Raw genomic sequence first — 22,060 nt, forward strand, 5'->3', positions numbered from 1 at the left:
ACCACGCGGCCAGGAGCGCTCCCTCGCCCCGTACTTGCGGGAGAGGTGAAGAAATCATTTCCCCGGCGGCGCGAAGTAGATGTTCCAGCTCATCGACGGGCCGGCCTTGCCGTTGGTGAAGCGGCGCGTTGTCATCACGATGCGCTCGGCGTTGGGCGCAACCTCCGCCACCCATTTCTCGAACGCGGGCAGGCGGCCGTCGGTCGGATCGAACACGCCGATGAAGCCGTACTTCTTGGCGTCGTCGCGCGAGGTCAGTCCGGAATCCCAGGCCTCCAACGGCAGCAGCGCGGACGGATGATCCGGGCTGTAGAACACCAGCGGCTGGATCTGCTCCATCGTGCCGGCAACGACGGCCCAGCGCGAGCCGAAGCGGGTGTGCCAGGCCTGGGTCAATTCGCGCGCGAGCTCCGAGCGCGCGCCATAGATCTGGCCATTGCCGGCATTGGCCGCCATCTCGCGCGCGGCGATCCAGGGCGAAGCGGCGAGCGTCGCGGCGCTGAGCACGAGCCAGATCGCAGCGATGTTGAACAGCGCGGCGCTCTGCACGCGCAGCGTCGGGATCGCGACCAGAGCGAGCGGCACCAGGAAGAACAGCGAGATGCCCCAATCCGTCTTCATGTAGATGCTGAAGGCGAGCGCGCCGAGCGGCGGGCCGACTGCGACGATGACCTGGACGATCCAGACATTCAGCGCCTGCGAGACATTGACCCCTGCATTGGCGCCGCGCGCCCAGGCGCGCGTGACGATGCGCAACGGCGCACGCAGCAGCAATTTGCCCCATGGCGGCACCAGCGCCATGGCCAGCGCCGCGAGCGCCACCGGCAATGCCAGCAGCGCGAAGTTGTGCAGCACATAGCCCGCGACGAGCTGATGCACCTGGGCCTTGTCCTGAAGGCTGTAGGTGTCGCCGGCATAGGTCAGCGGTACGAAATGCGCATCCGCCAGCCAGACGAGGTGCGGGATCATCGCCGCGACCATCGTGGCAATCGCGACCCACGGCGCGGGCGACGACAGGAAGCGCAACCGGTCGGGATGGATCAGCGCGGCGAGGCCGATCGCGCCGATCATGGTCAGCACCCAATATTTGGTCATCAGCGCCAGCGCGCCGGCAAGCCCGAGCAGGATTCCGGATTGCCAGCTCCGCTTCTCGAAGGCGTTGAGATAAGCGAGCACCAGGAGCGGCAGCGTGACGAGCTGCAGCAGGTCCGGGTTGTACTTGAAGCCCTTGAAATTGAAGATCGGGTAGAGCGCGATCATCACCACGACCAGGAACGCGCGGCGCGCATCCACCGCGCGCAAGGCGATCAGCCAGCAGATCACCATGCCGACGCTCACCGTCGTCATCGCCAGCGCATAGGTCGCCCAGTCCGCCGCCGGGAGCGCCTTGAACCAGAGGCCGGCCACCCAGCCCGACAACGGCGGGTGCTTGCCATAGCCCCAGAGGAATTTCTGGCCCCAGCCCCAGGCTTCTGCGACGTCCATATGAACGTCCTGCGCCGCCTTAAGATTGATCAGGATGAAGGTCCAGAGCACTGCATGCAGGATGGCAAATTGGATCACCAGCCACAGGCGCGCCTCGGGGCGGACCGCACAGGCAACCAGGAAGGCCCGGAAGCGGTTGTAACTCAAGCGGGCCTTTGCCCGCGCTCCGGCAGTGGGAAGAGAGGTCGTGGACATGGCCGTGCGTAGCGCGTTTTGGCCCGTCATGGAATCAGCTTGGCGTGAACAAAGGCCCTGAAAATACAGCAATATGGTTGCCGCACGGGGATGTGAGTGGTATCCCGCGCCCATGACGACCGTCCCCATTTCCAACATCCGCAATTTCTCCATCGTCGCCCATATCGACCATGGCAAATCGACGCTGGCCGACCGCCTGATCCAGATGACCGGCGGCCTCTCCGACCGCGAGATGGCGGGCAAGGAACAGGTGCTCGATTCCATGGACATCGAGCGCGAGCGCGGCATCACGATCAAGGCGCAGACGGTGCGCCTCGCCTACCGCGCCAAGGACGGCAAGGACTACATCTTCAACCTGATGGACACGCCCGGCCATGTCGACTTCGCTTACGAGGTCTCGCGGTCGCTGGCGGCCTGCGAGGGTTCCCTGCTCGTGGTCGACGCCAGCCAGGGCGTCGAGGCGCAGACGCTCGCCAACGTCTACCAGGCGCTCGACAACAATCACGAGATCGTCCCGGTCCTGAACAAGGTCGACCTGCCCGCGGCGGAGCCCGAGAAGGTCAAGCAGCAGATCGAGGACGTCATCGGCATCGACGCCTCGGATGCGGTGATGATCTCGGCCAAGACCGGCCTCGGCGTGCCGGACGTGCTGGAAGCCATCGTCACCCGCCTGCCGCCGCCGAAGGGCGACCGCGACGCGACCTTGAAGGCGCTCTTGGTCGACAGCTGGTACGACGTCTATCTCGGCGTCGTCGTGCTGGTGCGCATCGTCGATGGCACGATGAAGAAGGGCCAGCGCGTGCGCATGATGGGCACGGGCGCGGCCTATGACGTCGAGCGCGTCGGCTTCTTCACGCCGAAGATGCAGCAGGTCGAGGAGCTCGGCCCCGGCGAGATCGGCTTCATCACCGCCGCGATCAAGGAGGTCGCCGACACCCGCGTCGGCGACACCATCACCGACGACAGGAAGCCGGTCGCCGAGATGCTGCCGGGCTTCAAGCCGGCGATCCCGGTGGTGTTCTGCGGCCTGTTCCCGGTCGACGCCGACGATTTCGAGACGCTGCGCGCGGCGATGGGCAAGCTGCGCCTCAACGACGCCAGCTTCTCGTTCGAGATGGAGACGTCGGCCGCGCTCGGCTTCGGATTCCGCTGCGGCTTCCTCGGGCTGCTGCACCTCGAGATCATCCAGGAGCGGCTGTCGCGCGAATTCGATCTCAACCTGATCGCGACCGCGCCGAGCGTGATCTACAAGATGAAGCTCACCGACGGCCAGGAGATCGAGATCCACAATCCCGTCGACATGCCCGACGTGGTCAAGATCGCCGAGATCGACGAGCCCTGGATCGAGGCGACGATCCTAACGCCCGACGAATATCTCGGCAGCGTCTTGAAGCTGTGCCAGGACCGCCGCGGCGCGCAGAAGGAGCTCACTTACGTCGGCTCCCGCGCCATGGTGAAGTACGACCTGCCGCTCAACGAGGTCGTGTTCGACTTCTACGACCGCCTCAAATCGGTCTCCAAGGGCTACGCCTCGTTCGACTATCATCTCACTGACTACAAGCCGGCCGATCTCGTCAAGATGCAGATCCTGGTCAATGCCGAGCCGGTCGATGCGCTCTCGATGCTGGTCCACCGCACCCGCGCGGAGGGGCGCGGCCGTGCCATGGTCGAGAAGATGAAGGAGCTGATCCCGCCGCATATGTTCCAGATCCCGATCCAGGCGGCGATCGGCGGCAAGGTGATCGCGCGCGAGACGGTGCGCGCGCTGCGCAAGGACGTCACCGCGAAATGCTACGGCGGCGACATCACGCGTAAACGAAAACTTCTGGAGAAGCAGAAGGAGGGCAAGAAGAAGATGCGGCAGTTCGGCAAGGTCGACATCCCGCAGGAAGCTTTTATTGCCGCGCTGAAGGTCGACAGCTGAGGCGAGGCTCAGGACGGGCCAGCCGGGTCGCCGGGGCCGGCTAACAGGCGCTCTCCCGACGGCAAACAAAAAAGTGCGAAAACAACCCCATGCACAGTAGCCGCCCTCTTGGCGGCATTGTGCTTTTTCGATTTTACGAAGTCGGTTTGACCCGTCGGGCAAAACAGGGGTATGGTGGCATCATCGAACGCTTGCCTCTCAGCCGTGTATCTATTCCTCGCCCCTCTTCGCGATCCTGATGCCCTCGATGATCCGGTCGCTCGGGTGCAACACGACGCGATCACCTGCAGCTAGTCCGGAGAGAACTTCGGCCACGCGGTTATTCCGGTGGCCGATGCGGACCGGGACGGTTCTTGCACGGCCGTTCTCGTCGGCGAAAACCGCCCATTGGTCGCCTTTTCGGAACAAAGCGCTCACCGGCACGGTCAGCGACTCGGTCGCGCTCCATGTCGTCACGTGAACGATAACACGATAGTCGTGCCCGAGCGTGCCCCACTTCTCGGGCGGGTCGGTGAAATCGATGGTCACGCGGACCCGCTGCTCCTCGGTGCCGAGTGCGGAGACTTTCAGGAAACCGGCCGGGTCGACCCGGACCACCTTTCCCGCGATGGGCTGACCGCCCCAGCCATCGATCCGGACCGGCGCGCCGACCTTGATCTGGACCGCGTCAGTCGAGAGCAGGTCGGCCACGACCTCGAGATCGAACGGGTCGCCGATATCAACCAGCGGCGTCCCGGGCAGAACCGTCGTCTCGCTGTCCTGGATGATCTTCAATACCCGTCCGCTTGTCGGCGCCAGCACACGGATGCAGCAGGTCGGCTCCGCGGGAGGGATAGCGCTTGCCGGGTCCATCAGCCGGGCCGCCAGGCTGGTCCGCACTGCGCGGCGCATCTCGACCTGGGCCTTGGCACCTCTCAGGGCGGCCTCGTTGGTGGCGACCTCGAATTTCGCCTTGTCGTAGGCCTGGGCCGAGGTGGATTGCGTCCGCAACAGCGTCTGCACCCGCTGGAACTCGGTCCGCGAAAAATCCAGCGCGGCTTCGATCCGCTGCACTTCAGCTTCCTGCTGCTGGATCGCGGCGTCTGCGGCCAGGACCTCCGCCTGCAGCTGATCGCGCGATCGCGCATCGATGAAGCCGGGCAGCGTCGGTTGCATCAGGGCGACGGTCTGGTTAGCGACGACGTCGTCGCCGACATGGAGCGAAGGCCCCTGCTCGCCGAGCGGATGCGAGATTCTCAAGACCTTGCCCGCGATCGGCGCCGACACCGTGTAGACGTGGCGCACGCGGGTCTTGCCGTCGTCGTCCGCCGTGACCTCGATCGGCCCCTTCGCGACGGTCGCGAGATCGACCAGAACCGGTCGGGGCCAGGCGAACCAAGCGAGCCCTGCGAGGATCGCAGCAGCGAGCGCGGCGCCGATGATGCGTTTGGTCCAGTTGGCGGGCATGGCTAATCTCGCGTCTTGAGGACCGCAACAAGGTCCAATCTGTCGATGCGTTCTCGGATCACGGCGGCGGAAACGATGGCGGCCAGCACCACGACGGACGTGGCGATCACGTAAGTCGAGTGCTCGACGACGAGGCGGACGCGCATCAACTCGCCGGCAAGGTTCGTTTTCATTACCCAGGCGAGGCCGTAGCCCATCAGCCAACCGGGCGGTTGGGCGATCAGGGTGAGGATGGCGAGCTCAAGCAGCAGGATGCGCAGCACCTCGCCGCGCGTGAAGCCGAGCACGCGCAGGCTGGCCAGTTCGCGCGCCCGTTCGGACAGCGAAATGCGCGCATTGTTGTAGACGACGCCGAACGCGATCACGCCGGCAAGGCCCGTGTAGATACTCGCCATCGTGGTGACGAGCAGCGCGACGGTCTTGCGGAAGTTCGCCAGGAAACGCGCTGCAGCGCCACGCCGCCGACCGTCGGTATGGACTTCACCGCCGTGTAGAAGTCCTCCGTCCGGTTCTCGTCGAGGCTGAGATTGACGCTAGTGACGACGGGCGCCTCGCGCATCAGCTTGTGCAACGCCTCGATCTCCATCATGCCCCTAATCCCGAAGTAGTCCTCGACGGTCGCGACGACCGGCACCGTCACGGATCGCCTGGCGCCCTCCAACAGATCGACCTCGACGCTATCGCCTGGTCCGACGCCGAGGATATGCGCGAGCATGCCGGAGATGGCGAGGCCCGTCTCCGGCAGGATGACCGGCCGAAGCTCGACGTCGATGATGCGCCTGAGGTGGGCAGCAGCCGGTCGGCCGCTGATGACGATGCGCCGTTCGACGTTGCCGTGGCGGATCCGGACCGGCACCTCGCGGAACGGCTCGGCGGCGAGAACGCCCGGAAGCCGGCTCACCTGCTCCACGACATTTGCGATCCGCTTCTCGGCAAAGCCGATGGTTGCGTCCTGCCGGTCGGCGAGGAAGTAGGTCACATCGGTCAGATGCTCCATGCTGTCCCGCGTGAACAGCGAGACGACTAGGATCGCGGTGGCCAGCGCCATGCCGAGCGCCGTGAAGAAGGCCCGTACCGGATGCCGGGCGATGTTGCGGATCATCATCAGCGTCGGCTGCGACACGATCCGGTCGAGCTGGATGCGCGCCGAAAGCAGCCGGCGATAGACCGGCGGGGCCGGCGCCTGCATGGCGACGGCCGGGGGCAGCTTCACCACCTCGCGCAACGCACGGAATGCGCCGATCGCCGCAGCCGCCGCGCTAAGCGCACCTGCCGTGAGATAAACGTCCGGTGCCTTCGCGAACACCAGGAACGGAAAGTGGAAGAAGTCGCCGAACAGCGCGGTGACGTGCAAACCGAGCCAGGTGCCCACGATGCCGCCCAACACGATGCCGACCACGACGATGAAGGCAACGAACTTGAAATAGTGCAGCACGATGCTGCCGTCTGAATAACCCAGCGCCTTCAGCAGGCCGATCTGCTCGCGCTCGAGCGCGACCAGCCGGGTCAAGGTGAGATTGACGAGGAAGGCCGCGACCAGCAGGAAGATCGGCGGCAACGTGCGGCTCATGTTGTTGAGCATGTCGAGTTCATGATCGAGCCAGGCGTGCGAGGTCTGGTCCTTGCGGCCATGCGCCGCCTGCCCGCCATAAGGATCGAGCAGGGCGTCCAGTCGCCGGACCACATCGCGCTCGGATGCGCCGGGCTGCAGCTTGACCGCGACCGCCGAGAAGGCGCCGTCGAGATCGTAGGCAGCGCTAAGCACCTTCTCCGACATCCAGACGATGGCATAGCGGCGATCGTCCGGCATCAGGTCGCCCGGTCCGACCGTGTAAACGAACTCGGGCGACAGCGCGATGCCGACGATGACGAGCTCGCGCTTCCTGCCGTTGAGGATGGCGGAGAACCGCGCCCCCTCGACGAAACCGTGCGCCCGAGCGAACGGCTCGTTGACGACGACCTCTTCAGTCCGTCCCGGCGCCGGGAACCGCCCGGAGCGCATGTAGAGCCGGTTGAGATGCTGCTCACCCGTGTCGGCCAGCGAAACGAACTGCGCGCTGGCCGGCGCGGAGAAACCGGGAATGTCGAGTAGCGCCGGCTTGGCGATACGGGTGTCGATGGCGGCGACTCCTGGGATCTCGCCGATCCTGTCGGTGAGCGCCTTCGGTGCCCGCTTCGCCTGCGCGAACACATCGGCAAAGCCGTAACGCTCGTAATAAGCGATCCGGGTCTCCTCCAGCGATCGGTGCGAGCCCACCGCGAGCACCAGCGTCGCAACCCCGCCGCCGACGACCAGCGCGACCGCGAGCACCTGCGCCCAGAGCCGTCTGACGTCACGAAGCAGCTTGATGTCTAGCACCTTCATGTCGTCACCAGGTGAGCTCGGCGGCCTCCCGCCGGGCCTCGTTGGTCCGGATGCGGGAGATGCGACCGTCGGCGAAGAACAGCACTCGGTCGGCGACCTCCTGGATGCTGGCGTTGTGGGTGATGATGACTGTAGTGGTCCCGAGCTGCCGGTTGACGCCAAGCAGCGCCTCGATGACGCGGATGCCGGTCTTCGAATCCAACGCCCCGGTCGGCTCGTCGCAGAGCAGCACCGCCGGCCGCTTCGCGATCGCGCGGGCGATGGCGACGCGCTGCTGCTCGCCGCCGGAGAGCTGGGCGGGAAAGTGATGCATCCTCGCTTCGAGTCCGACCAGCGCGAGGGCGTCGGCCGGCCGCATCGGATTCTTGGCGACTTCGGTGACCAGCGCGACGTTTTCGTAGGCCGTGAGGCTGGGCACCAGATTGTAGAACTGGAAGACGAAGCCGACGTGATCGCGGCGGTACTTCGTGAGTTCGCGGTCCTCCAGATCCGTTAGGTCCAGATCGCGGAAGAACAGCCGGCCGCTGGTCGGACGGTCGAGGCCGCCCATGATGTTGAGCAACGTCGTCTTGCCGCTGCCGGAGGGGCCGAGCAGCACGACCACTTCCTTCTCGGGAATGTCGAGGTCGACCTCGTTGAGGGCATGCACCATCACCTCGCCGGAGACATAGATCTTAGTCAGCGCCTTTGCGGTGAAGACGGGAACGCTCATTGACGTCCTTTAAAGCTAGCGCCGTTTGCAGGCATCTCCTCGCGAAGGTCAGCCGTGACGATAGCCGCCAGAAGAGCTATGACCGGATCGCCGGTTGAGATGGGGAATGAAGGCCGGCACCTGCGCGGCATACCGGGCATAGGCCTCGCCGAACTCGCTCCGGGCCTCACGCTCCTCGTCCCCGGCGAGCTTCACGTACATGACGGTCAACACCGGAAACATCGCCAAGGTCAGAATCGTCGGCCATTGCAACAGGAAGCCGAACATCACCAGCACGAAGCCGACATATTGCGGATGCCGGACGTAGCTGTAAGGACCGGTGGCGGCGAGGCTCCGGGTCTGCTGCGCCTCGTACAGCGTCCTCCAGGCGAGGGAGATCAGGATGAACCCGGCGCCGATGAAGATGAAGCTGACGACATGGAACGGCCCCGTGTGGGGATTGGTCTTCCAGCCGAACATCATCTCGAGCAGATGACCGGCGTCGTGCGAGAACCAGTCGACGTTCGGGTAGCGCGACTGCAGCCAACCCGACAGGAAATAGATGGTGAGCGGAAAACCGTACATCTCCGCGAACAGCGCCACCAGGAACGCGCTGAAGGCGCCGAAGGAGCGCCAGTCGCGCGAGGTCTGCGGCTTGAAGAAGCTGTAGGAAAACAGGATGAACACCGCCGAGTTGACGGTGACGAGGCTCCAGAGGCCGTAAGCAGGCGGAATGTCGTGCATCACGCGCTCCTCGAATCGTTTGGCCGGCCGCCACCGTGACGGTGACCATGGCCGCCATGCATGAAGAAATGCATCAGCGGACAGGCAAGGAGCGGCAGCCAGACCAGGAGCCCCAGCACGTGAGCCCTGTGCTCGCTGAACAGCAGCACGCCGGCGATGGCCAGGAACCCGATCAGGACCAGGCCAGCCTTGGCTCTCATGGACATGCCCGCGGCATGCCGCTGTCGATAAGCGGAATGATCCTGCACCGGCATGGGCGCGCTCCTCTCGATCCCCGCAGCATAGGAGCACCGCCGCCATCGCTTTTGACGCAGATCAAAGGCTCGCGGGAGCTGAGCGCGCGAGACAATTAGCAACCGATCGTACCTTGAGATTCGTCAAGACCGACATTGCGCCGATGCGTATCGTGGACCTTCGCAACCTGGAGGACCGAACATGATCACCAAGACGCTTCTCGCCACAATCGGCGTTGTTTCCCTGCTGGCCGTACCCGCCACGGCTCAATCCACCGACAAGGAAAAGAACGGCCATCACTACAGCGGCGGACCCAAGACAGAAGTTCCGCACCACATGGGCAAGAAAGAAAAGACCGGCACCTCTGCCAACGCTCAATCAGGCGGTCATCACTACACGGGCGGCCCCGGCACGTCGTCGCCTCATCACATGGGCAACAAGAAATAGTTCGATCTTAGCGGCACGCGAAGGCAAGAAGAAGATGCGGCAATTCGGCAAGGTCGACATGCCGCAGGAAGCTTCATGGCCGCGCTGAAGCATGGCACCTGCATCGCAGCGTGTGCGATGCAGGCATCCACGTTCGCTGCTAATCGATCACGATTTCCTCTTTGCCTCGACGTATCGCGCAAAATTGTCGAGGATCGCCTGCCAGCCGCCCTGCTGCTGTTCGACCGAGTGCGTGGTTTCGGCGTCGAAGACGACACGGACGACAACACTCTTCGGGCCGGGCACGAACTCGACCTCGGCCTTTCGATCGCCGAACGCGTATTCGATCCGCTTGTGCTCGACGATCTTGGTGTAGGTGCCGGCGAAGTCGAAGCCCATGCTGCCGTCCTTGGCCTCCATCCGCGACGAGAAGGCGCCGCCGTCCCGCAGGTCGACCGTCGCACTGGTCGTATGCCAGTCGTCGGACGCGGCATTCCACTTCACGATGTCGGCTGGCGTCGTATAGGCACGCCAGACCTGATCGATCGGGGCGGCTACGCTGGTTTCGACGGTGATCCTCATGGGCATTGCTCCAGTTGCGACTTTGACGCTCGAATTGACGGAATTCTCGCCACGTGTGCCGGGTCCATTTCCAGCACGTCCGGGACGTGTCGACCCGAGGACGATCGAGACCGGCCCATGCCGACATGGTCCGGCGTCAATGTGCCAAAAAAATTGGAGAAGTTGTGGTGTGGGCAAGCGAAGTGTGCCTGCGCGCACGCCTCGTCCTTCGAGACGACGCTGACGCGTCTCCTCAGGATGAGGCTCATTGGGCGTCGGTGCCTGTTGAAACTGCTGCCGCGGACTCCGCCCTCATCCTGAGGAGCCCGCTCAAGCGGGCGTCTCGAAGGATGGCGCAGGGAAAAAACTCTCTAATGCGATAGCCCTGACCGCCAGCTTCGCTCTTCGAGCTGTGGCGGCCAAGTCGCACTACCGTTCCGCGCTGGTCTTCAGATCGGCCTGGTCTTCCCTCGAATGGCCATCGACCGTTTCAGGACCTGCTGGGCATCGGCATAGCGGCCTTGATACTTGTAGAGACCGGCGAGGTTTTCCAGAACGCCGGCGAGATCCGGATGGTCAGGGCCGAGGGTTTTCTCGAAAGTGGCCGCCGACCGCTTGAACAGCCGCTCGGCCTCCGCGTTACGGCCCTGACGCCCGTAGAGCGCAGCCAGATTGTTCTGTGCCTGCGCGATGTCGGGATGATCCGGGCCGAACGCCTTCTCGGTCACCGCCATCGACCGCTTCAGCAGCCGCTCGGCATCGGCATAGCGATTGCGATTGATATAGGCGTCGGCCAAATTGTTCATCAGCACCGTGGCTTCGGGGTCGTCGGGACCGAGCGCCTTCTGCAGCACGGCGAGGCCTCGCTTGAACAGCGGTATAGCCTCATCGTATCGGCCCTGATGGCTGTAGACAGCGCCCAGATTGCTCAACGCCATCACGATCGATGGATCACCGCTTTTCTCGTGAATGGCGATCGACCGCTTGAGCACCGGCTCCGCTTCGGCGTAACGCTCTTCCGCACGGTAGAGATCGCCGAGATTGTTCAGCACCATCGCGACTTCGGCATGATTCGGACCGAGTGTCTTCTCGTCAATGGCCAGCGCGCGCTTGTACAGCGGTTCGGCAACGGCGTATTGGCCGAGATTGTAATGGATCGTGCCGAGGTCGTTCAGCGGCATCGCGACGTGCGCATCATCGGGGCCGAACTCCTTCTCGCGAAGGGCCAGCGACTTCTGGGCCAGAGGCAGCGCTTCCATGTACTTCCCGGCCCGATAGAGCTGCTTCATCTGCCGGGCCAGCGTGCCCGCCTCGTCCTCTTCGGCATGGGACGGCACGCCGAACGACAGGCTCAAGGCGAGCGCTGTGACTGCAACACAGATCGATGCTTTCAGAGCCTTCATCGCGCCTTCCCTCGTCGCTGACATCAGGGACCTACGCGCCGTTGGTGCTCCCGGAAGCCGGACAGGTTCAATGCAACCGCGGCTTTCCGACGCGACCGACCGCGCCAGCGCGGCTGGATGCCATTGGCAGGCGTCAGCAATTCGTCATTGCCCGAGCTGCTGCAGCACAGCAGACCATAACGCGAGCGGCTCCCTGAAGGCTCCGGGTTCGTTCGGCTTTTGACGAACGGCCGTGTGCACCATGACGAGCTTGGAGGCTGGATCGACCAGGATGAGCTGACCGCGAATGCCGATGAGGGCAAATCGGCGCTGCTCGCCGGGGAGGAGCCACACCTGATAGCCGTAGCCGAAATAGCGCGTGGCCACGCGCGGAGCGAGATGACCGTCCTCTGGCCTGACGGTCGTGGCATCCAGCAGCCACTGCCGGGGGATCAGCTGCCGGCCTTCCCAGGCGCCGTCATGGGCGAGCAACCGGGCCAAGCGCGCATAATCGCGCAAGGTCGCGTTGAAGCAGCAATAGGCGATCTCCTGCCCGCTGCCGTCGATCACCCAGGAGGCGTCCGCCTCGGTGCCGATGGGGTCCCAGATCCGGTCGCGGAGATAGTCGGCGACCGGCGTGCCCGTGGCGGCGCGCAGGACCAAGCCGAGTATCTCCGTTTCAACGCTGGCATAGTGGAATTTGGTGCCTGGCGGCGCGGTCCGCGTGTTGAACTGCGCGACGATGGCGGCGGGATCTTTCGGCGGGCCGGCGAACAAGGCCCGCCCAAGCCGGGCGATGTCGTCGTTCCCGTCATAGACTTCCGAGAATTCGACGCCCGACGACATGTTCAACAAGGCGCGGATGGACGTGTTGCCATATTCCGTGCCTGCAAGGCCGTCGACATAGGTCGCGACGAGGTCGTCGATCGACTTGATCCGTCCCTCCGAGACCGCGATCCCGACCAGCATGGCTACCAGAGTCTTGGCCATGGACATCGAAACAAAGCGGTGGTGGTCGGTCCGTGCATATTGATAGTGCTCGTACAGGATGGTGTCGTCCCTGGCGATCAGGAGGCCCGTCGCCGGGTTGCGCTTGAGGTAGTCCGCAATGCCGAGCTTTTCGGTGCCAAGACTGTAGGTGACCTGTGGCTCCGGCGCGCGCTTGAATTGCCAGAGCGTCGTCGCGCGAGCGACCCGGCGCGAGGGATAGATCTCGCCGAAATGGCTGTAGCTGCCGACGAGCTTGTCGAGCGGGGGAGCGGCGCCGCGCGTGCCGACCGGATAGCCTTCAGCCGCGCCGTAGAGCTCGGCATCGGGACCGCTATCCGAAAAGACCGGCCCCGGCGCGGCGGGCGCGCTTCGGACGTCCTGCGCGCACGCCAGGGGCGACCAGATCGCGGAAACAAAAATGACGGGCAGGAAAAGCCGGCGGCACCCGCGCGGCCTAAACGACGCTCCCCAGTTCATTGCACTTGCCTCCCCGCACGTTGGTGGGTGTGCGCTTCACGAGAACAACATCGCAGGCTGGTGACGCGCGGCATGCTATCATTGCGGGCGGGCCGTGTCAGCCTGCGGTGGCAACCCGCCTTGCTCTCGCCCCGCGGATCAGTCACCATCCCTGCCGCGCACCATCAACAAGAGCAAAAGCGCCAAGGAAACGCATGAGCAAGCCGTCACGTTTCGACTATGGCTGGGTCGTTGTCGCCGCGGGCGCGCTGATGACCTGCATCGGGTTCGGCACGATGCTGTCGCTGGCGGTGTTCCTGCAGCCGATCTCGGAGGCGATGGGCTGGTCGCGCGCCGGGGTGTCGGCTGCCGCGACGCTGGATTTCCTCTTTATGGGATTCGCCGCATTCCTATGGGGCACGCTGTCGGACCGGTTCGGCACCCGCATCGTGGTGCTCTCGGGAAGCGTTCTGCTGGGACTAGGTCTCGTCACAGCGAGCCAGGCAGCAAGCCTGTGGCAATTCCAGCTTTGCTTCGGCGTGCTGATCGGGATCGCCGTGGGCAGCTTCTACGCACCGATGATGGCGCTCGCGAGCGCCTGGATCGAAAAGAACCGCAGCCTCGCGGTGGCGCTGGTCTCGGCCGGCATGGGCGTGTCCCCGGTGACGGTCGCGCCGGCCGCGAGCTGGCTGATCACGGCCTATGATTGGCGCACCGCGATGCTGACGATCGGCATCGCTTCGTGGGCGCTGTTGATCCCCGCCTGCTTCCTGGTACGTCCGGCGCCGCCAGCCGCTGGCTCCGCAACGACGGACGCGGCGCCAGAGGTCGAGATGGGCGCGGCGCAGGCGCTGCGCACGCCGCAATTCATCGCGCTCGCAGCGGCGCATTTCGCCTGCTGCGCGGCGCATTCCGGCCCGATCTTCCACATGGTGTCCTATGCGATGGTCTGCGGCATCGCTCCGCTCACGGCAGTGACGGTCTATAGCGTCGCCGGCGTCTCAGGCCTCGGCGGACGCCTGCTGCTGGGCGCGCTGGCCGATCGCATCGGCGCGAAACCCGTCCTTGTCGGCGGGCTGTTCGTGCAGGCGATGTGCATTGCGACCTATCTGGCGGTGGCGCAGCTCGGCGAGTTCTACGCGCTCTCGGTCGTGTTCGGCCTCGCCTATGGTGGGGTGATGCCGCTCTATGCGGTGCTGGTCCGCGAGTTCTTCGGCGCGCGCATTATGGGCACGGTGTTCGGTGCCGTGTCGGCCTTCGCCAGCCTCGGCATGGCGCTCGGGCCCTGGGCCGGCGGGATCGTGTTCGATACTTTCCAGCAATACACCTGGCTGCACGCCGGCTCCTTCGCGATCGGGCTTGCGGCGGTCGCGGTGGCGCTGAGTTTTCCGACGCGGCGCAGGCCATCGCTCGATCTTAGCCGCGCGACGGCGTGACACCGGACAGTGGCGAATACCGGATCTGACTTTGCATAAATGTAAGTTTGATGGATTTCGCCTCCCTCGGTCATCCTACTTCCTGCCTTCTGGCACCGATTATCTTCGTGTACCATTGCCCTTGTGATCAGATCGTTCTGGCATCGCGAGAGGCCAAATGAGGCGGCGGACGTTTCTGAGCTTCTTGGGAATGACGGCGATATCGGCGCGCGAAGCCTTGGCCCAAAAGCGCGTTCCGGTCGTGGGATTCGTCGGATTTGCCACGCCGGAAATCGACAATGCGGTGCTCGTTCCGTTCCGGAAGGCGCTGGCCGAGCTGGGTTACGTGGAGGGCCGCACCATCGTCATCGAGGCCCACTCGACGGCCGGCGATGTGTCGCGGGGCCTTGCATTGATCGACGACCTCGTGGCCAGACAGGTGGACGTGCTGCTTTCGCCCGGCCCGGCCGCAGCACGCGCGATCATCAGGAAAACCAATATTCCCGTCGTCGCCGTGGCGCTGCCTGCGGTGCAAAGCGACCCTGAATTGTTTCAGAGCCTCGCGCGGCCGGGCGGCAGCCTCACCGGCTTCGCCGCGTTCGGCGAGGAGATGTCGGCCAAGCGCATCGAGATGATCCGGGAGATCCTGCCCTCGCTGAAGCGGATCGGCGTCTTGAACAATGCGACGGACCCGACCTTCAGCGCCTGGGGCGCGCAAACCATCGAGGAAGCACGACGCGCCGGGCTCGAACCGGTGCGCCTCGGACTGACGAGCGCATCGCCGGCGGCGGTTGCCGAGCAATTCAACGTGCTCGCGGGCGCCGGCGGCAACGCCGTGATTGTCATTCGCGACTACATGACCGCCGCGATGCAGGACGCAATTTGCCGTATCGGCATCGACATGAAGATCGCCGTCATCGGCCAGCAGAAGGAGTTCGCGCATGCCGGCGCTCTGATCAGCTATGGCGCCGACATCGGCGACCTGTTTCGTCGCGCCGCGGGCTATGTTGATCTGATCCTGAAGGGACAAAAGCCGGCAAATATGCCAATCCAGCTGCCAACCAAATTCGAACTGGCCGTCAATCTCAAGACCGCGCGGGCGCTTGGCGTGACGATCCCGCCCACCATCCTCGTGCTGACGGACGACGTGATCGAGTGACGGGTCGTTGAAAATCCGCCGATTGCCGCGCCGTGAGGCGGGCTCAAATCCAGTCATTCGCGAAGCTTCGGCGGAGCAGTTCATGGAATGCAGCATCCGGCCCGCGCTCGACGATGACGCCGCGGCCATCAGCGCGGTCATCTTGCGTGCGCTGCGCGAAACGAATGCAAGGGACTATACGGCGGAGATCATCGCGCGGATCGAGCCCAGCTTCGGCCCGGATGCCGTGCGCCGGCTGATCGGGCAGCGCACCGTTTTCGTCGCCACGATCGGCGGCCGCCTGGTCGGAACGGCAAGCCTCGACGGAAGCGTCGTCCGCACAGTCTTCGTTTCTCCGGACGTTCAGGCTCGCGGGATCGGCAAGCTACTGATGGCCGAGATCAAGCGCACGGCGCGCGAGCGGAACATTCCGTCCTTGACGGTCCCTTCATCGGTCACTGCAGAGACCTTCTATGCGCGACTGGGGTTCAATGCCGTGCGCGACAGCTATTATGGGGACGAACGCACGATCATCATGGAGCGGGTGCTCATCGAGCGGACCTAGACCTGGTCCACACCATGGCAATCGCCGCGGAGAGCCCGACGCGTGGTGGTAGTTCGAGCTCTTGCGGAACCCATCGCCGACGGACGGGCGCGAGTATCTCGCCGTTCTTGCCAGTTCTGATTAGTAAGCGCGAAGCCTGATGGTCCGGTCTCGATCTACCGATACGAGCTGAATTGCGCCAGTTGTGTTCGATGCACGATTTGTAGCCGCAACGAAAGTCGAGTCGCGCTTCGAAAAGTGGAAATTAGTTTTGCGACATAATCGTAATGACTCCGACGCAAAAAAAGAAAATAGGGTGCAATCAACAAGAATATAATGGGAGGAGCAGATGGATACTGCGGGTCGCCTGCGCGCGATGGCATTATTGTGCCGTCAGACAGCCGCGCGTCATCCGGATCGAGGTTGGAAACTACTCGCGGAAGCTGAATATTGGGAGCACTTGGCCAATGATTCGCCGCTCGAGCATGTCGACCATTGCTCGGTTCGCTCACCGCTTCACCGTGAGCACGCTATGATACAATCGGCCACGGCCGACGCGAGGTGAGAGCGAAACAGAATAATTTGTTAGCTTCTGTGTGCCTAACCTGAAGAGTGCCGCCCACCGCCGATGCGGCACATTGGAATGGGAATGCCGGCCCCGGCTGTTACCCCATCCTGCGGCTGGGGCCGTTTTGAACTTTCGCAGCATCGTTCAAACCCGATCCACAACCATGCTCAGAAGCATCGCTATAGCGCTCTTCGGAAAAGGCATCTTGTCTCGGCTCGATCGAGCGCTCTCCCATGGTCGCAATACTGAGGCTGCGCCCAGCCTTGTGCGGGACATCGGCCGAGGCTTCGGGCTGTAGGGCGCCGTCCACGCGCCTCGTCGATCAGGCAGCGCCTGCCCTACCGGCGACTATTTCTTCAACAATATTCCTTTCGCTCGCGCCATTCGCCTGACTGATCCGGCGTGGCGGCCCAGTTCGGCGGCAATCTTCGATACCCCAATGCCCTGCCGGGCCAGCGTGACCAGCCGTCGAACCTCCTGCTCGGCCCATTGCTTCGGCTTCGGTGTCTTCATGGTGCGACCCCACGACCGCACGACTTAACGACGGCAGCTGACGGTCCGCACTTGGGAAATTTACGGGTGGCGCGCCCGGGCCATTATCCATCCGAACCTCCAAACGGAAATTGACCGACGCCGCGCTGTCATGCGCCCCGGCCTTTGGCCTCGTTGTTGAGGCTGGTCAAGGCTGCTGGCGCCGGGCAAGGCGGGAGAGGCCGATGGGCGAAGCGCTGCGTTCTTAGATATCGTGGAGGCGAGCGGTCACGCCACCAGCGCGGCGTCCTCGTCGCGGTCGATGCCGCGCTGTGCGGCCAGCAGGCTGACGATCTCCGCATGCGGCCGGGCCTTGCTGAACAGGAAGCCCTGGCCCTCATGGCAGCCTTCGGCGCGGAGGCAGCTGAACTCGGCTTCGGTCTCGACGCCTTCGGCGGTGATGGTGACGCCGAGGCCCTTGCCGAGGCTGACGATGGACCGGATGATCGCCTGGGCCTCGCGGTTGGCCGCGAGATCGCGCACGAAGGACTGGTCGATCTTGATCTTGTCGAACGGGAAGCTGCGTAGGTAGCTGAGGCTGGAATAGCCGGTGCCGAAATCGTCCATGGAGATGCGCACGCCGAGCGCGCGCAGCGCATGCAGCGTCGCCAGCACCTGCGCGCTCTTCTCAAGGAGCAGCGTCTCGGTGATCTCGAGCTCGAGCCGGCGCGGCGCCAGGCCGGAATGTTTCAGCGCGTCAGTGACCATCGAGAGCAGATTGCCGCTGCGGAACTGAAGCGGCGACAGGTTGACCGCGACGCGGACGTCGTCGGGCCAGGCCGCTGCGTCGAGGCAGGCCCGGCGCAGCATCAGCCCGCCGAGCGGATTGATCAGGCCGGTGTCCTCGGCGACCGGAATGAACTCGGCCGGCGACACCATGCCGCGCTCGGCATGGGGCCAGCGCACCAGCGCCTCGAAGCCGGTGATGCGGCCGCTCGAGAGATCGATCAGGGGCTGGTAGTACGGCCGCAGCACGTCGTTCTGGATCGCGTCGCGCAGCTCGACCTCGATCTTGCGGCGGCTCTGCGCCTTCGCATCGAGCGCGGCCTCGAAGAAGGCGAAGCTGCCACGCGCATCCAGCTTGGCGCGCGACAGCGCCATGTCGGCGCTCTTGAGCAGCTTTTCGGAATCCTCGCCGTCGCCCGGCGCCATCGCAATGCCGATCGAGGCACCGATCACCACGGAGTGACCGTCGAGCAGATAGGGATCGGCAATGGCCGCAAGGAGGCGTTTTGCGAGACCCACCGCATCTTCCGGCCGAGCCAATCCGCTCTGCAGAACCGCGAACTCATCGGAATTGAGCCGGGCCAGCCCATCCTCGTCGCGCAAGGTGGAACGCAGCCGCTTGGCGACGCCGCGCAGCAGCTTGTCGCCGACCGCGTGCCCCAGCGTGTCGTTGACCGCCTTGAAATTGTCGAGCCCTAGTATCAGCAGCGCGACCTTCTCGGAGCCGCGGCGCGTGTGCAGCAGCATCTCGTCCATCTGCTGCCGCAGCAGGCTGCGATTGGGCAGACCGGTCAGCCCGTCATGCTGGGCCATGAAGGCGAGTCGCGCCTCGGCGCGCTTGCGCTCGGTGATGTCCATCAGCGCGAGCAGCACCGCGGGCCGCTCGGCATAAGTCAATTCGCGGGAATAGATCGCAAGGTCGATCAGCGCGCCGTCGGCCTTGACGTGCTTCCAGGTGCGGCCGGCCTGATCCTCGCCGGTCCCATCGACGGTCCAGGGCGGCACGCTTTCGAATGCCTGCAAGGACCGGATCTTCAATCGCTCGAACTCGGCGCGGCTGTAGCCATAATGCGCGACCGCGGCATCGTTGACGCCGAGGATGCGCTCGTCGTCCAGCGCGCAGACGATCATGGGCACGGGATTGCCGTCGAACAGCAGGCGGAACGAGGCCTCGCGCTGCTTGAGCTCGGTGATATCGACGCGCAGGCCGACGACGCCGCCGTCATCGGTCAAGCGCTCGTCGATCAGGATGACGCGGCCGTCCGACAGCTTCTGCTCGTGGCGCGCGCCGGGCTTGTAGAGTTTTTGCAGGCGCTCTGCGATCCAGGCTTCTTCATTGCCGATGGCCTCGGGATAGTCGCCGCGGGCGACGCCGATGCGCAGCGTGTCCTCGAGCCGCGCGCCCTCCTCGAACAGATCGGCGGTCTTGCTGTAGATCTCGGCGTATTTCCTGTTCCGGAGGACGTAGCGGCCTTCGGCGTCGAGAAACACGATGCCCTGCGGCAGGATGTCGATGGCCTGGCGCAGGCGCTCATGCGACTTGCGCGCCTCCGCGATCGCGGCTTCCGCCTCGGCACGGCTGCGCAGGATTTCGTCGTGTTCGGAAAGGGCACGGTGCGCGCGCGCGAAGCGCGGCTTGCGCGCCTTTTGGCCGGCGCGGGCAAGCATGCTTTGCTTTCGCTTTCTTGTTCTTCGAGACCCCAAACTCAACTTCACTCGTCCCAGTCGCGTCCAGCGGCCGCAAGTTTTGAGGCAAGTGTCTGAAAAAAAAGTAATCTTAGCCCGCCGCGGTCCGCGCGCGGCGCGCTTACTGCCTGTTTGCGCGGCGTGGCGAGCGGCGGCAGGCGCCATCAGACTGAGTGTGGCGCCGCAATCAATGAGCGATCTGGCGCAAAATTGCGCGCGCGCCTGAATCGGTTCCGAAATTGCGCGCGATTGCATGCGAACCGCAAAATTTTCTGCGCGCTGCGCACGAATTTTGGTCAATGCAGGATACGGTTATTACACCCTTAAGAAACGGCGGGTCGAGACGCGATTCGGGGCGCGCTGCGATGAGCCGGCGGCGGGCTCGTCGCCTCGTTCTTAACCCTGGTGCAGCATTGGGTTATAAGAGCGTCAGCATGAGTCGCCGCGGCATCACCCTCCTCCTGCTCTCGTTCGTCTGCCTGGGCGCCGGTGGCGCGCTGGCCCAGGACCGTGGCAGCATCAACCCGAAGCCGCTGCCGCCGCTCGCCAATCCCAACGACCCCGATCTCGCCGCCAAGGAATTGTTCGCGCGCAAGCTGCTGCCATCGAAGGGGCCGGCCCACGTCATCGGCTCCTACACCAGGGGCTGCATCGGCGGCGCCGCGCAGATGCCGGTCAACGGCGACAATTGGCAGGTGATGCGGCTGTCGCGCAATCGCAGCTACGGTCATCCCGACATGATCGCGCTGATCAGGCGGCTTGCCGCGAAGGCGCACAAGGACGCAGGCTGGCCCGGCATCCTGGTCGGCGACATCGCCCAGCCGCGCGGCGGGCCGGCGCTGTCAGGCCATGCCAGCCACCAGATCGGTCTCGACGCCGACATCTGGCTGACGCCGATGCCGGACCGCCGGCTCTCGCGCGAGGAGCGCGAGGAAATGTCGGCGGTGATGATGGTGCGCCAGGACCGGCTCGACATCGACCCAAAAGTGTTCACACCAAGCCATGTGCTGGTGCTGCGCGCTGCGGCGCGAGAACCCGCCGTGCAGCGCATCTTCGTCAATGCCGCGATCAAGAAGGCGCTGTGCCGCGAGGCCAAGGGCGACCGCGCCTGGCTGTCGAAGATCCGCCCCTGGTGGGGCCACGACTACCACTTCCACATCCGCATGCACTGCCCGGCGGGCGCCGGCGAATGCGAGGGCCAGCCGTCACAGCCAGAGGACGAAGGCTGCAAGCCCGCCGATCTCGCCTACTGGTTCTCCGATGCGGTGCTGCACCCCAAGCCGCCGCCCGAGCCGCCCAAGCCGAAACCGCCGATGACGCTCGCGCAGATGCCGGCAACCTGCAAGGCGGTGCTGCATGCAGGGGATGCGAAGCCGTAAGGTTCGTCCGCGGACGTCGTCCCGGGGCGCGCAGCGAGCCCGGCACCCATAACCACAGGGAGTGATACTTGCGCGAAGCAGGTCACTCCGAGTCTTCGCCCGACGCAATCCTGTGATCCCGGGCTCGCGCTACGCGCGCCCCGGGATGACGAACTCGCCGGCCCGATAGAAGCTGGCCGACAAACGGCCGGCTTTGACCTGCGGCTACGGCCTGCTATGTTTGCACTGCGATATCCTCGCCGGCCGTAAGCCGTCGCTAGGGACCGTGGAACAGCGCGTCCGCCCGTCGCATCTGACCAGCCAACGCCAGATTTCGCGCGTGCAACCTTGCGCGCGCGAGCCCGCACGGAGCGCATCCATGTTTCGTCTATCAGGACTTTTCACCGCCTTCGTCATTCTCGCCGGCACGGCCGTCGCGCCCGCCGCGGCCGAGGACAAGACCATCACCGTGTTCGCCGCCGCCTCGATGAAGAACGCGCTGGACGAGATCGACGCCGCCTACACCGCCAGGACCGGCGTCAAGTTCAGCGTCAGCTACGCCGCTAGCTCGGTGCTGGCCAAGCAGATCGAGCAGGGTGCGCCGGCCGACGTGTTCGTCTCGGCCGACACCGACTGGATGGACTACGCGATCGCCAAGAAGACCATCAACGAGCCTTCCAGAGTGAATCTGCTCGGCAACAGCATCGTGCTGATCGCGCCGAAGGATTCCAAGATCGACAGCGTGACGATCGCGCCAGGTTTCGATCTCGCCAAGCTCGCCGGCGACGGCAGGATCGCGACCGGTGACGTCAGGTCGGTACCGGCAGGCAAATACGCCAAGGCAGCGCTGGAAAAGCTCGGGGCCTGGCAGGCCGCGGAGCCGAAATTCGCCATGGCCGAGAGCGTGCGCGCCGCGCTGACGCTGGTCGCCCGCGGCGAGGCTGTGCTCGGCATCGTCTATTCCACCGACGCCAAGGTCGAGCCGGGCGTGAAGATCGTCGGCACCTTCCCGGCGGATTCGCATCCTGCGATCGTCTATCCGGTCGCGGCGACCAGCACTGCCAAGCCGGAGGCGAACGGCTATCTCGCCTTCCTGCGCTCGGCGGCGGCCAAGGCCATCTTGGAAAAATACGGCTTCAAGTTCCTGATCAGCCCCACAACCTGATTGTTGCGACCTGATTCCTGCAAACCTGAT

Annotated in this window: 19 protein-coding genes; 7 read left to right on the plus strand and 12 right to left on the minus strand. The window is 64.6% G+C overall.

Annotated features, from left to right (window positions below; translation table 11 throughout):
* Positions 1–54: 54 nt before the first annotated feature.
* Positions 55–1,680 carry a glycosyltransferase family 39 protein gene (locus tag GA0061099_RS23315; RefSeq protein ID WP_036026437.1) on the minus strand — a complete coding sequence of 542 codons (1,626 nt, stop codon included), beginning with the start codon at positions 1,678–1,680 and terminating at the stop codon, positions 55–57.
* A gap of 112 nt (positions 1,681–1,792) precedes the next feature.
* On the opposite strand from GA0061099_RS23315, the gene lepA reads away from it, so the two are divergent.
* Positions 1,793–3,604, plus strand: a complete 1,812-nt coding sequence (gene lepA / locus GA0061099_RS23320; RefSeq protein WP_036014191.1) for a translation elongation factor 4 — start codon at positions 1,793–1,795, stop codon at positions 3,602–3,604.
* A gap of 210 nt (positions 3,605–3,814) precedes the next feature.
* Here the strand turns inward: lepA and GA0061099_RS23325 are convergent, their stop codons facing one another.
* From GA0061099_RS23325 to GA0061099_RS23345, 6 genes are read right to left on the minus strand one after another with little or no spacing between them, the layout of a single operon-like run.
* Positions 3,815–5,050: an efflux RND transporter periplasmic adaptor subunit gene (locus tag GA0061099_RS23325; protein ID WP_036026436.1), complete on the minus strand. Its 1,236-nt coding sequence runs from the start codon at positions 5,048–5,050 to the stop codon at positions 3,815–3,817.
* 2 nt (positions 5,051–5,052) lie between these two features.
* A complete protein-coding gene (locus GA0061099_RS42140; RefSeq protein ID WP_244620990.1) occupies positions 5,053–5,415 on the minus strand; it encodes an FtsX-like permease family protein in 363 nt (120 codons plus the stop codon).
* Positions 5,412–7,415, minus strand: a complete 2,004-nt coding sequence (locus GA0061099_RS23330; RefSeq protein ID WP_244620989.1) for an ABC transporter permease — start codon at positions 7,413–7,415, stop codon at positions 5,412–5,414. The genes GA0061099_RS42140 and GA0061099_RS23330 overlap by 4 nt, the downstream gene beginning before the upstream one ends.
* Positions 7,416–7,419: 4 nt before the next feature.
* Positions 7,420–8,127 (minus strand): ABC transporter ATP-binding protein, encoded by a 708-nt coding sequence (locus GA0061099_RS23335; protein WP_036026433.1) that lies wholly within the window; start codon positions 8,125–8,127, stop codon positions 7,420–7,422.
* A gap of 48 nt (positions 8,128–8,175) precedes the next feature.
* Positions 8,176–8,850 (minus strand): methyltransferase family protein, encoded by a 675-nt coding sequence (locus GA0061099_RS23340; protein WP_036026430.1) that lies wholly within the window; start codon positions 8,848–8,850, stop codon positions 8,176–8,178.
* Positions 8,850–9,104: a DUF2933 domain-containing protein gene (locus tag GA0061099_RS23345; RefSeq protein WP_036026429.1), complete on the minus strand. Its 255-nt coding sequence runs from the start codon at positions 9,102–9,104 to the stop codon at positions 8,850–8,852. Before GA0061099_RS23345 ends, GA0061099_RS23340 begins: the two co-directional genes overlap by 1 nt.
* Before the next feature lie 181 nt (positions 9,105–9,285).
* Here GA0061099_RS23345 and GA0061099_RS23350 point away from each other — a divergent pair, with 181 nt between their 5' ends.
* Complete coding sequence (locus GA0061099_RS23350) at positions 9,286–9,531, plus strand: hypothetical protein (RefSeq protein ID WP_036026427.1); 246 nt, start codon at positions 9,286–9,288, stop codon at positions 9,529–9,531.
* 147 nt (positions 9,532–9,678) lie between these two features.
* Here GA0061099_RS23350 and GA0061099_RS23355 read toward each other — a convergent pair whose 3' ends face one another.
* The 3 genes from GA0061099_RS23355 to GA0061099_RS23365 all read right to left on the minus strand — a co-directional run bounded on the left by GA0061099_RS23355 (position 9,679) and on the right by GA0061099_RS23365 (position 12,920).
* Positions 9,679–10,092 (minus strand): SRPBCC family protein, encoded by a 414-nt coding sequence (locus GA0061099_RS23355; protein WP_036026452.1) that lies wholly within the window; start codon positions 10,090–10,092, stop codon positions 9,679–9,681.
* 428 nt (positions 10,093–10,520) lie between these two features.
* Complete coding sequence (locus tag GA0061099_RS23360) at positions 10,521–11,474, minus strand: tetratricopeptide repeat protein (protein WP_036026425.1); 954 nt, start codon at positions 11,472–11,474, stop codon at positions 10,521–10,523.
* 144 nt (positions 11,475–11,618) lie between these two features.
* Positions 11,619–12,920: a serine hydrolase domain-containing protein gene (locus tag GA0061099_RS23365; RefSeq protein WP_050995973.1), complete on the minus strand. Its 1,302-nt coding sequence runs from the start codon at positions 12,918–12,920 to the stop codon at positions 11,619–11,621.
* Positions 12,921–13,114: 194 nt separating this feature from the next.
* On the opposite strand from GA0061099_RS23365, the gene GA0061099_RS23370 reads away from it, so the two are divergent.
* The 3 genes from GA0061099_RS23370 (at position 13,115) to GA0061099_RS23380 (ending at position 16,017) form a co-directional block, all read left to right on the plus strand.
* Complete coding sequence (locus tag GA0061099_RS23370; protein ID WP_036026423.1) at positions 13,115–14,335, plus strand: MFS transporter; 1,221 nt, start codon at positions 13,115–13,117, stop codon at positions 14,333–14,335.
* Positions 14,336–14,525: 190 nt separating this feature from the next.
* Complete coding sequence (locus GA0061099_RS23375) at positions 14,526–15,473, plus strand: ABC transporter substrate-binding protein (protein ID WP_036014208.1); 948 nt, start codon at positions 14,526–14,528, stop codon at positions 15,471–15,473.
* Positions 15,474–15,555: 82 nt separating this feature from the next.
* The gene (locus tag GA0061099_RS23380) at positions 15,556–16,017 is read left to right on the plus strand and encodes a GNAT family N-acetyltransferase (protein ID WP_036026450.1); all 462 of its coding nucleotides are present in this window, start codon (positions 15,556–15,558) and stop codon (positions 16,015–16,017) included.
* An 895-nt stretch (positions 16,018–16,912) separates the two neighbouring features.
* Here GA0061099_RS23380 and GA0061099_RS40235 read toward each other — a convergent pair.
* Together GA0061099_RS40235 and GA0061099_RS23390 are read right to left on the minus strand one after the other, a co-directional pair.
* Complete coding sequence (locus tag GA0061099_RS40235) at positions 16,913–17,077, minus strand: helix-turn-helix domain-containing protein (RefSeq protein ID WP_162130849.1); 165 nt, start codon at positions 17,075–17,077, stop codon at positions 16,913–16,915.
* Positions 17,078–17,323: 246 nt separating this feature from the next.
* A complete protein-coding gene (locus GA0061099_RS23390) occupies positions 17,324–19,489 on the minus strand; it encodes a putative bifunctional diguanylate cyclase/phosphodiesterase (protein WP_036026421.1) in 2,166 nt (721 codons plus the stop codon).
* 452 nt (positions 19,490–19,941) lie between these two features.
* On the opposite strand from GA0061099_RS23390, the gene mepA reads away from it, so the two are divergent.
* Positions 19,942–20,886, plus strand: coding sequence for a penicillin-insensitive murein endopeptidase (mepA, locus tag GA0061099_RS23395; protein ID WP_036026420.1), 945 nt, complete (start codon positions 19,942–19,944; stop codon positions 20,884–20,886).
* 358 nt (positions 20,887–21,244) lie between these two features.
* Positions 21,245–22,030 (plus strand): molybdate ABC transporter substrate-binding protein, encoded by a 786-nt coding sequence (gene modA, locus GA0061099_RS23400; protein ID WP_036026419.1) that lies wholly within the window; start codon positions 21,245–21,247, stop codon positions 22,028–22,030.
* Positions 22,031–22,060: the final 30 nt, after the last annotated feature.

The sequence above is a fragment of the Bradyrhizobium yuanmingense genome (assembly GCF_900094575.1).
GTDB lineage: Bacteria > Pseudomonadota > Alphaproteobacteria > Rhizobiales > Xanthobacteraceae > Bradyrhizobium > Bradyrhizobium yuanmingense.